This window comes from Hydrangea phyllody phytoplasma (genome assembly GCF_036985185.1).
Taxonomy (GTDB): domain Bacteria; phylum Bacillota_I; class Bacilli_A; order Acholeplasmatales; family Acholeplasmataceae; genus Phytoplasma; species Phytoplasma asteris.
This window is the reverse complement of record NZ_BSDA01000009.1, coordinates 1-11064: the sequence shown is the minus strand read 5'-3', so window position 1 is coordinate 11064 and position 11064 is coordinate 1. Positions and strand designations below refer to the sequence as shown.

Annotated in this window: 10 protein-coding genes; 1 reads left to right on the top strand and 9 read right to left on the bottom strand. The window is 27.5% G+C overall.

The genetic code is table 11. The features are described 5' to 3' along the window. Positions 1-311 precede the first annotated feature (311 nt). Positions 312-476: a hypothetical protein gene (locus tag AACP42_RS02835; RefSeq protein WP_339332576.1), complete on the bottom strand. Its 165-nt coding sequence runs from the start codon at positions 474-476 to the stop codon at positions 312-314. Between the two features lie 85 nt (positions 477-561). On the opposite strand from AACP42_RS02835, the gene AACP42_RS02830 reads away from it, so the two are divergent. After that, positions 562-792, top strand: a complete 231-nt coding sequence (locus tag AACP42_RS02830; RefSeq protein ID WP_339332577.1) for a hypothetical protein — start codon at positions 562-564, stop codon at positions 790-792. A 72-nt stretch (positions 793-864) separates the two neighbouring features. Here AACP42_RS02830 and tsaD read toward each other — a convergent pair whose 3' ends face one another. From tsaD to rpsD, 8 genes are all read right to left on the bottom strand, one after another. Continuing rightward, complete coding sequence (tsaD, locus tag AACP42_RS02825) at positions 865-1851, bottom strand: tRNA (adenosine(37)-N6)-threonylcarbamoyltransferase complex transferase subunit TsaD (RefSeq protein ID WP_212775570.1); 987 nt, start codon at positions 1849-1851, stop codon at positions 865-867. An 87-nt stretch (positions 1852-1938) separates the two neighbouring features. Continuing rightward, entirely contained in the window at positions 1939-2454 is a 516-nt protein-coding gene (gene folK / locus AACP42_RS02820; RefSeq protein ID WP_071345728.1) for a 2-amino-4-hydroxy-6-hydroxymethyldihydropteridine diphosphokinase, read from the bottom strand. Between the two features lie 210 nt (positions 2455-2664). Then, complete coding sequence (gene folP, locus AACP42_RS02815; RefSeq protein ID WP_212775569.1) at positions 2665-3546, bottom strand: dihydropteroate synthase; 882 nt, start codon at positions 3544-3546, stop codon at positions 2665-2667. Positions 3547-3916: 370 nt separating this feature from the next. Continuing rightward, the gene (locus AACP42_RS02810; protein WP_212509206.1) at positions 3917-4516 is read right to left on the bottom strand and encodes a hypothetical protein; all 600 of its coding nucleotides are present in this window, start codon (positions 4514-4516) and stop codon (positions 3917-3919) included. A gap of 218 nt (positions 4517-4734) precedes the next feature. Beyond that, a complete protein-coding gene (locus tag AACP42_RS02805) occupies positions 4735-5601 on the bottom strand; it encodes a DegV family protein (RefSeq protein ID WP_212775568.1) in 867 nt (288 codons plus the stop codon). 128 nt (positions 5602-5729) lie between these two features. Next, a complete protein-coding gene (locus AACP42_RS02800; RefSeq protein ID WP_011160933.1) occupies positions 5730-6521 on the bottom strand; it encodes a diadenylate cyclase in 792 nt (263 codons plus the stop codon). A gap of 189 nt (positions 6522-6710) precedes the next feature. Then, positions 6711-9380 (bottom strand): magnesium-translocating P-type ATPase, encoded by a 2670-nt coding sequence (gene mgtA, locus AACP42_RS02795; RefSeq protein WP_249402822.1) that lies wholly within the window; start codon positions 9378-9380, stop codon positions 6711-6713. Between the two features lie 380 nt (positions 9381-9760). Next, entirely contained in the window at positions 9761-10357 is a 597-nt protein-coding gene (rpsD, locus tag AACP42_RS02790; RefSeq protein ID WP_212775566.1) for a 30S ribosomal protein S4, read from the bottom strand. Between the last annotated feature and the right edge of the window lie 707 nt (positions 10358-11064).

Sequence of the window (11064 nt, the reverse complement as noted above, 5' to 3'; positions counted from 1 at the left end):
AATTCTTTAATATAAAAATAAAACCAATAAATAAAAATACCAAAGATAAAAGAAATAAAAGAAATAAATAATTTTGATTCAAAAATATTAATAATTGTTTGTTGTATATCCATTAATTTTTCCTTTCTATAAAATTATTATATATTCTCCTTAATGAACGTTTTTTTAAAAAACGTTCATTTATTTAAGCCATGTAATTTTAGTTGTATCAGGAACAATAAAACCAAATTTATAAGCTACAAATAGAAAAATACAACAAAGAGCAGATAAAACTAATATTTGTCTTAAATTCATTTTTTTCCTCCTTTTTATTATTTAGCTATTGATAAATAACCTTTTGAAGCAAAATAAACAGCCAAAGGAAGAACAATACCTAATGTAGGTAAAACCCAACACATAAAAAAACCGCCTAAAGTTGATTTATTTCTTCTAAAAGATTTTTTACTGAAATAAGAAGGTCTGTAAATTCTTGCCATTTTAATCTCCTTTTTTATTATTTAATAAGAAAAATATTTTTTAGTATTTAGAAACAATAAAGAAACCAACTTTAATGGTTCTTTAATCGCCTACAATATTCAAGTAGACCAAGAAGTTAAAAAAATAGTTGATGAATGTTATAAAACATCCAAAGAACTTTTAATAACTAATAAAACATTAGTTGAAAAAATAACCAAAGCTTTATTAGAAAAAGACACTCTCAACCAAAAAGAAGTTTATGCTTTAGATGAAAAAAATCAAACTCCAACAAAATCCAAAGCAAAAAGTAAACCAAAAAGAACAACAACCAAATAAAAAATAAAAGAGTCCTTTTGGGACTCTTTTTTTGTTATATATTATATAAAAAAAGGGGGGTATTATCAAAAATCAAAAAACCAAATTAGGATTTGCTGTAAGATCATATTTTTTAGAAGCTTTAGTAATTTGGTTCTGATAATACGCTGCAATACCTATCATAGCAGCTTGATCAGTACAATATTGCAAACTAGGAAAAATAACTTCCAAGTTAGCACAAGATGTCATAAACTTTTGTCTTAAACCAGAATTAGAAGCAACTCCACCAGTAACAATTAATTGTTTAGCACGATATTTGGTTAAAGCTATTTTAGTTTTTTCATATAAAACATCAATAACACTAGCTTGAAAAGAAGCGCACAAATCAGGAATGTTGATATCTTTTAGGTTTTGTTTCATCACTAAATTTACCAAAGTGCTTTTGAGTCCTGAAAAACTAAAATTCAGATTATCATTTTTTAAATAAGGGCGCACGAAATGATAAGTGTCTTTTCCTTGTTGGGCTAATTGATCAATCAAAGGTCCTCCAGGATAAGGCAGATTGAGGTTTTTAGCAATTTTATCATAAACTTCTCCTACCGCATCATCAAGAGTAGTGCCAAGAGGTTTGATTTGGAGGTGGTCCGTAAGATAAAAAAGATCGGTGTGTCCTCCAGAAACTAAAAGTACTAAGGCAGGAAAATTAATTTCATGTTCAATTTGAGCAGAATAGATATGCCCTAATAAATGATTTACTCCCAAAAGAGGCTTTTGATAAGTGTAGGCAAAAACATTAGCGGCGTTAATGCCAACTAGCAACGAACCTACCAAACCAGGTCCTTGGGTAACTGCTACTAAATCAATTTCTTGAGGGGTAAGGTTCGCTTCTTTAAGGGCTTGTTGTAATACCAAAGTCATAAATTGAATATGTTTTCTAGAAGCTATTTCAGGGACTACTCCACCAAAAATTTGATGATCTTTAATTTGGGAAAAAACTACATTAGAAAGTACTTTTTTACCATTTTGAGTAACTGCACAACTCGTTTCATCACAACTAGTTTCGATTGATAAAATATTCATATAATTTCCTTTTTACAATTTTATTTTTACATTAATAAATATAGTTTAAAATAATTAAGTTATCTAAAAATGAAACAGTTAGGTTTTTTAAAAAGAAGGTTGATACCATTGATTATTTTCAATTATTTTAACTGCATTTTGATCTAATTGGTTTTTCCATTCTAAAATAGTTTTGGTTTGTATTATTTGGTTAGGCAAAATATCTGCTAAGGGAGCAAGGACAAAAATTCTTTCTAACATATAGGGATGAGGAATAGTTAATTTAGGAGTTTTGCAAGTATGATTTCCCAAAAACAAAATATCTAAATCAATAGTACGCGGTCCCCATAATTCCAGTCGTTTTCTTTTGAGTTTCATTTCTACAGATAATAAAAAATCTAAAAAAAGTAAGGGAGGTAGGAAAGTTTTGATAAGAGCAGCAGCGTTTAAAAATAAAGGTTGGTCTGTTTTTCCCCAAGGAAGAGTTTCATACAAAGGAGAAACTTTCAAAACTTCGCATTGAGGATGCAAATTAATCATTTTTAAAGCAGTTTGTAAATTATTCTTTTTAGCTCCCAGATTACTACCAAGTCCTATGGCTGCTACATTGTTATTAAGTTTCATTGTTTTATACGTTCTTTACTTGGGTATAGTTATAAAAAATAGAAAAATGTTTGCAAAATATTTGTTTTTAGAAAAATATTTGATAAGTTTGACAAGTCATAAATTCTTTTTTTAAAAATGTGTTTTATTTGCGTTTTTTATGTTGCAAAAATTAATGTTTTTCATTATTTTAAAAGGGATAATTTTAAAATATATTTAGGATAACAATATTTATATTTTTTTCATTAAAGTATCTGCTAAAAGCAAACTATTTTTATTCATTTTGACATTATGCACTCGAAAAATCGAAGCTCCTTTAGTTCTTAACAAAAAATTAGCAGTAGCAGTAATGGCATCTAATGATTCTACTTGTAAAAGGCTTTCAGTTGGAATTATTGCTTTAAGAAATCTTTTACGCGAAAGACCTACCAATATGGGTAGTTCCATTTTAGTTAATTGCTCAAATTCTTTTATAATATCAAAGTTTTCATCAATGTTTTTTTCAAAACCAAACCCAGGGTCAATTACTATTGCCTCTGTTGCAATTTGGGCTTGTTTGGCAATTTCTAAGGAATGATTTAAAAAATAAAATTGGTCTTGCAAGGCATTAGAAAGTTTTTTGCGATTTCTGCCTGTATGCATAATACAAACACCTGCATTTAATGAGGCAATTGTTTGTGCCATTTGAGGATTTTGTTGCAAGCCACAAACATCATTGATAATATGAGCTCCTGCTTTAATGGCTAATTTAGCGGTTTGAAAATGATAAGTATCAACAGAAATAATGGCTTTAGGATGACGTGATAATTCTTTAATAACAGGCAAAATGCGTTTTTGTTCTTCTAAAGGAGTAATTGGGATTGCTCCTGGACGAGTAGATTCGCCTCCAATATCAATGATATCAGCACCTTCTTTGAGACAACGAAGAGCATGATTAACTGCTTTTTGATTAGTAAAATGTTGGTTTCCATCTGAAAAAGAATCAGGAGTAACATTAATAATTGCCATAATTAAGGCTTTATGAGAAATTTCAATTTGGCGGTTGTGAGCCAGTTTCCATATTTTAGGGTGTTTGTAATAGAAATTAATTGTTTGATTTTTAAGTCCCATCATAAACTTGGTTACCTTTATATCTATGTTTTATAATTTTAAGAATTGGAATAAAGTTATTTTGCCCAAAGATGTTTATTATTAAAGAGGGTTGCCAAAAGACACAAAAAATGTTTTTTCATCAATTCATTTTAGAAAAAAATAATAAGGCTAGGGGGGTTATTAAAATAGATATTTTTATAACAAATTAATCTTTTTCTAAAATAAATGTCAAGGGAAAAAAGAAAAGACCGTGCTGATACGGTCTTCGCTTATTTGAAAATTAAGTATTGAAATAAATAAGCAATTTATATAATTTAAAATTTTAAAGGAGCTTAAAATTAAAAATAGTTGTTACTTGCAAATCATAAATAATAAAAATAGCAAAACAATATTATGGTTTTTGTATGTTATATTTTATCTGTAATTTTTTTTCTTTAGTTTGGAATCCAGAAGGAAAAACTTTAGAAGCATAAATGGTAAATTGAACAATAATTTTTTTTAAATTACCGTTTTGATCAATAATAACTGGTTTATTTTTATTGTCATAAGAAACAAAACTTTGTTGAGGTTGTTCTTTGTATTTCCATAAAATCTGAACATTAAAAAAATCTTTTAATTGTTCGTTTAAATCAAGGTTTTCAAAAAAATAATTAATATCTAGTTTGGTATTTTTTCCGTTTATAAAAGTTAATTTGTCATTTTGAGTTTTTAGAGTAGCTTCTTGTTCAAAAATAACTCTATCTGTTTGTTCTGTTGTCATTAAAAAACTATGTTCTGTAGGAACTAAAAATTTTTTATTGGTGTCGTGAAGATCTGCGGGTTTGGAAACTGACAATTCTGCAGGAGCAGCAATTTTTAATCCAAAATTACTATCCTTTTTTAATTTATGCCAATCTTCTATAGCATAAGCGATGGTTGTAATAAAAAAAATTAATACTAAAACCAAAAGTATTTTGAAAAAAAGTTTTTTTCTTTGGTAAAATATAGACACTTATTTGGTTCTTTCTAACATCAAGGATATAAAAATATAATGTAACTAAAATATAGCTACAATTTTATTGTATCTTAAAATAGCCAAAAAGATAATCAAAAAGATTGTTTAAGTGTTTTTTAAAGGCGGGTTTTAAAAGTTTTTGGGATAAAAAGTTTTGACTGTTCTAAAACTTTAAACAAAATCAGGGATTAAAAAATAATGCATTCCATTATAAGTTAATCTTTAATTTCGTTAAGATAAAATCCAAATCCTTTATAGCCAATATGAGCTGCTACTACAGGAGAAATAGCACCATAAATAGTAGCTTTAATTTGGGGGTTAGCTAATTTTGTGATTTGTGCTAAAAGTTCTTTGGCATCTTTGTCATCATCTACATAAATAACTTGAATATCAAGTTTATTATTTGCAGTTTTGTGTTCTAATATTTTTTTAAGATAATAATTAAAACAGTTTTTTAAGTTTCTTACTTTTTTTTCAATTGATAACACTCCTTGTTGAAATTTTAAAATAGGATGTATTTTCAAAAGATTGCCAATTAAAAATCTAAATTTGGAGATACGTCCATTATAAGCTAATATTTTTAAATTATTAACAGTGCATAACAAAAAGCCTTTTAGTTTTTCTTCATTGATTTTATCAGTGATTGTTTGAGGGCAAACATCAGGGTTTTGAGTAAGCCAATCATTGATTCTTTGTAAGAAAAAATAAACTCCAGGACCAATATTTTGAGTATCAATAACAGTAATATTAGGATTGTTAAGCATTTTTTTAGCTAAAAGAGCACTATTATGAGTACCACTTAGTTTACTGGATAAAGTTAAACAAATAACGTGTTTATATCCTAAGTCAAATTGTTCCTTGAAAGCTTTAATAAAAAGCTCTGGATTGGGTTGGCTGGTAGTTACTTTTTGTTTGTTTTCAATAAAATTTAGTAAAGTGGTATTGCCAATGGCACCATCCATATAGCTAGTTTCTCCAACAATTAATGTTAAAGGCACTACTGAAATATCTTCAAAAAAGTTTTTGCCATAAGTATTTCCGCAAGTAGAATCAACTACAATACCTAATTTTCGTTTATTCATTTATTTGTTTCCTTTTCGTCTTTGATTGGTATATTTGGTTTGGGGGTTGAGGTTAGTTGGGATTGTTTTATTTTATAAAATGGGGTTGTATTTTATTTATTTTGTATTTTGAAGAATTTTTATTTTAATTAATTCATAAAAATAGCTAAATATTCTTTAAGTTTTTCTTGTTCGTTAGTTTGAAACATCATCCCTTCTAAAGCAATAGAAATATTTCCTGTTTCCTCAGAGACAACAATTGTCATACTATCTGTAGTTTCGCTAATCCCTAAAGCTGCACGGTGACGCGAACCAGTTTTTTTGTCTAAGGAATCAGCTGATGAAGACAAGGTAAAATAGGCACTAGCGCACAAAATTTTATCTCCTCTAATAATAACTGCTCCATCGTGTAAAGGTGTGTTGAGAGCAAAGATGTTTAATAACAATTCTTTAGAAACATTACCATCAATTAAGATAGCTTTTTGGGCGTATTGTTCCAAAGTATTATTTTTTTCAATCGTAATTAAGGCTCCTATTTTACGAGAAGCAAGTTCTAAAGTAGCTTTAATAATTTCTTTTTGGGTATTATCTCCACCCATAAAAAAGTTTTGTCGTTTGATGTTCCAATGCTTAGACCAATTATTAAAAGCAACTCTTAAATAAGGAGCTTTGATGATGATGATACTAGTTAGAATAAAATTTAATAAACAATCATAAATGTTTTCAGAAATATCTAAACTAAGATATCTTTTAAAAATAGGTTCAACAAAAGTATCATGGTAGCTTTTCAAACAATAAACAAGGGAAAATAACAGCAAAAATAAAAATACCATATTTAAAACTTGATATTTGCGTAAGAAAAAATGAAAAACAATAAAGATACACAAAAACAAAAAAACTGTCCATAAAGGAGAAGTGCCAAACATAGAAATTCCTTTCAAAAATGATTATGATTGATAAATTGAAAAATTTGGGAGGCGAAAAAAGGGGCGATATTAGAAAGCAAAACAATCAATTTATAATTAATTTTTAGCAAGCAAAAACCAAAGCAAACCATTTTATTTTGAAATAATAAATTTTGAAATAATAAAATAATAAAAGGATAAAATAACGAAATTAGTTAATACAATTTATAATAATTGTTTGTGTTTTTGAATAAAGATTTTTTTAGCCCATATCATAACTAATGAATAAATAACTACTAAAAATAACAAAAAGGAAAAAATTGTAGGTTTTTCAAAAATTGATTTATCTAAATTAAGGGCTTGACTTACAATAGGCATTAAAGGAAGGAAAGTAGTAATTACCAAACCTAAACAACAACATGCCATAATAAGGAAAGAAGGAAGGTTTTTTTGATTGTTTTTAGCAATAATTTTGTCAGTTCGCAGTAAGAAAAGGGTTAATGTTTGTGACCACATTGAAAAAATAAACCAACTAGTTTGAAATAATTGTGGACTTTGGGATAAGTTTTTTAAAATAAATTTCATTCCAATTAAAAAAGCCACATCCAATAAGAAAGAAAAAAAACCAAACCATAACATAAAACTTTTAATACTTGCAAAATCCCATTTGCGTGGTTTTTGTAAATAAATATAATCAACATTATCAAAAGGAATAGCAAAACAAATCAAATCATAGATAAGGTCTAAAAATAAAACTTGTAAAACTATCATAGGTTGAAAATTAAGACATAAACTAGCAAGCAAAATACTGAGGGAATTGGCAAAATTAGAAGATAGAGTAAATTTAATGTATTTAAGGGCGTTAGTATAGGTTTTTCTTCCTTCTACAACTCCTTGTTCTAAAACGATAAGTTGTTTTTCTAACAAAATAATATCTGCAATTTCTTTAGTAATTTCAGCACCACTATCAACACAAATACCTAAATTAGCTTGTTTCATAGCAGAAGCATCGTTAATTCCGTCACCCATAAAAGCAACGATATTGCCTTTTTGTTTAAAAACAGATACAATTCTTGCTTTTTGTTCGGGGGATAATTTAGTAAAAAGATTAGTTTTTTGAGAAGCTTCGTAAAGAGCATCATCACTTAAATTATCGATGATACTCCCTTGAAGACAATAAGTTGTTTGAATATTTAATTTTTGGGCAATAGCTTTGGTAAGAATATCGTTGTCTCCTGTAAGGATTTTAACAATAATACCTTTTTGTTGCAAAGAGGCAATAGTTTGGGTTGAACTTTCTTTAATAGGGTCTAAAAAAGTAAGCAATCCGATTAGAACCATTGATTTTTCTTCAATTTGTCCAGGAGTAAAATAGGGTTGTTGTTTGGGATTTGAGATAAGTTTTTGGGCTACTCCAACTACGCGATAACCTTTTTGATTATAAGTTATGGTTTGTTGCAGGACTATTTGTTTGCTTTGGTCACTTAAAGGAACAACTTTGCCTTCAAGTTCTACATGATCACAAATAGCAAGTATTTCTTCAATTGCTCCTTTAGTAATCATTTGTTGTTTTTGGGAAACATCTTGTATTACTACACTCATTTTTCTTCTTTTAAAATCAAAAGGAATTTCATCAATTTTGGTAAATTGCTCGGTGATTCCTTGTAAAGAAGGATGTAGAGTTTGGACATTATTTGTTTTGGTAATAATGGCTTTATCAATTAAACTTTTAAGCCCTGTTTGAAAAAAACTATTCAGATAGGCATGACGCAAAACACGGATATCTTCGTTGCCATTAAGGTCTAAGAAATTTTCCAAAAAGATTTGGTCTTCGGTAAGGGTTCCTGTTTTGTCAGTAAATAAAATATTCATTGCTCCAAAACTAGAAATAGCATTTAGGTTTTTAACAATTACTTTGCGCTTGGATAAAGCAACAATTCCTTTAGAAAAAGAAGTAGCAACAATTAAGGGAAGCATTTTAGGAGTAAGTCCAAAGGCAATAGTAAGAGCAAAAAGAAATGATTGTAATAAAGTATTTTGAGGTTTTTTAAAGTTGAATAAAAATACTAAAGGCGCCATTAAACAAATACATATCATAAGTAATTTAGCGATGGAATTAATACTTTGATCTAAGTGTGAAAGGGATTTTTTTTTAGTAATTTCCTGGCTGATATTACCTAAATAAGTATCTTTTCCGGTGACTAAAACAATACCTGTAGCATAACCAGAAATAACAGTTGAACCTGCTAAAACTAATTTAGGATCGTCTAAAATAGTTTCGCTTTGTAAAAAAGCACACGCCATTTTTTCTACTGGTTCTGATTCACCAGTAAAAGTAGTAGTTTTTACAAAAAAATCTTTAGTTTCTAATAATTTAATATCAGCTGGAATAATATCTCCTGCCGAAAGAATAACAATATCTCCTCTTACTACTTCTTCTAAAGCGATTTCCAATTTAGAATTATTTCGTTTAACTGCAGTTGTATTTTGTACCAAAGTTTTTAATTGAGAAGTAATTTTTAAATGTTTACTTTCTTGACTAAATTGGACAATGACAGAACCCAAAAACATTAAAATAGTAGTTATAATAGTAGCATAACTTCTATTTTCTGGACTGGGAGTAAGAACATCATTAACCAAAGAAATAAGAGTTAAAATTAATAAAACAATATTAAAAGGAGTAATTGCAATTTGGAGTAATTGTTTAGTAAAACTGGTTTTGATTTCTTGGGATAAAATATTTTTACCATACAAACTTTGATGCAACATTACTTGATTTTGATCTAATCCTTGCAAAGAAGAATTAAGGGTTTGTAGAGTTTGTTCTTGGGATTTTTGACTCATAGTTTTTAAAAAATCAATTGTTTCTTGGCGTTTTAAATTTACTTTTTTCATATTAATCAATTCCTTTTTTGAGATTTTTAAAAGTTAAAAGTTAATCAAAAACAATTAAAAACTGAAACTTTAATAATTGATAATTAGGGTAAAATGTTAAATAAATGATATTAGTTTACAAAAATATTATAATATAAAAAGCTATGTTTATTATAGACAATAAGTTTTTTTGGTAGTTTTTTGGGTGGGGGGGTTATGTTAGTTTATATATACTATTATATTTGTTTTATAATTATTATTTTATGTAATTAGTTATCTTAATTATGGATTATTAATAAATAAATTATTTTTGGTTGTTTTTTATTATACAATGACAACTAATTAACTACTATTTATATATTCCAAATACACAAAAAACACCCTATTAAAGGGCGTTTGAGTTATCTATTATAATATTCAACTATTAATTGTTCGTTAATATCTGGTAAAAATTCGTTTCTTTGAGGGTATCTTACATATTTACCCACTAATTCTTTATCTAAAGAAACATAATCTGCGCGAACAAACTTACTATTTACAGCTTCTTGGACAATATTTAGATTTTTAGATTTTTCTCTTAAAGTAACTGTTTGCCCTGGTTTTAAACGATAAGAAGCAATATCTACTTTTTTTCCATCTACTAAAATATGACCGTGATTAGCTAATTGTCTTGCTTGAGCTCTTGTTTTGGCAAATCCTAAACGATAAACTACATTATCAAGACGAGATTCTAATAGTACTAAAAACATTTCACCATGAATCCCTTTTAGTTTGCTTGCATTATCAAAAGTTTTGCGAAATTGCTTTTCTGATACGCCGTAAGTAAAACGTAATTTTTGTTTTTCTTGCAATTGAAGCCCATAATCACTTAATTTAACTTTTTTTTGACCGTGTTGTCCTGGACCATAAGTTCTTTTGCGTAATTCTTTTCCAGTTTCTGAAACCGAATAATTAAGGCGTCTTGAAACTTTCCAAAGTGAACCTGTATAACGTGACATTTGTAAACTCTCCTTTTTTAAGGTAAGTTTGTGTAACCAAATAATTAATAATCGCCTGCTTTCTTTTCTTTCTTAAACAGCAAAGAATTACTTAGAAAAGCCTCTAAAAGACAAGGGATTAGTTTAATTATTTTAGCTACATCTGTTTTACCATCACTAATATTCTATAAAAAAAAGATGAAATAGTCAAGTATTTTAGTGATTTTCTTTTAATTTTAGTTAATTTGGAAGATGTTTTTTTATTTATAGTTAGTTATTTGGATATAAAAACCCCAAACTAAGTAAATAGTTTGAGGTTGTAATTATAAATGATGTTTTATGATTTTGCAGTTAATGAATTATTTTTTATATTTTGTTTTGATTCTAATTGTTCTTCTAATAATATTTTTTCTTTTAACAATTTATTATTAGGTAAATAAACAAATAGCAAATAGCAACTAACTATCAATACAAAAAGAATAAAATCATAATACATCAATAAATAATTTATCTTGGGAAATATTTAATGTTTATGATGAACCTTTATTAGAATGCACAATATATAATTATATAAGAGGATATGGAACACATTTTATTTCTGTATTTTTTTCTATTATTACATTGTTTTTATTTGGATTACTTATGTTAAGGCAAGAATTACTTTTTAAATGTTTGTTTTTGGATTGCTATTTTGTTATAGGTTTATTGGCTTTTAGGATATATTGAGG

Coding starts and splice junctions, on each gene's coding strand:
- folK (WP_071345728.1), bottom strand. CDS start 2,454: ATGAAACTTAATAACAATGTAGCAGCCATAGGACTTGGTAGTAATCTG.
- rpsD (WP_212775566.1), bottom strand. CDS start 10,357: ATGTCACGTTATACAGGTTCACTTTGGAAAGTTTCAAGACGCCTTAAT.
- tsaD (WP_212775570.1), bottom strand. CDS start 1,851: ATGAATATTTTATCAATCGAAACTAGTTGTGATGAAACGAGTTGTGCA.
- AACP42_RS02805 (WP_212775568.1), bottom strand. CDS start 5,601: ATGAATAAACGAAAATTAGGTATTGTAGTTGATTCTACTTGCGGAAAT.
- mgtA (WP_249402822.1), bottom strand. CDS start 9,380: ATGAAAAAAGTAAATTTAAAACGCCAAGAAACAATTGATTTTTTAAAA.
- folP (WP_212775569.1), bottom strand. CDS start 3,546: ATGATGGGACTTAAAAATCAAACAATTAATTTCTATTACAAACACCCT.
- AACP42_RS02835 (WP_339332576.1), bottom strand. CDS start 476: ATGGCAAGAATTTACAGACCTTCTTATTTCAGTAAAAAATCTTTTAGA.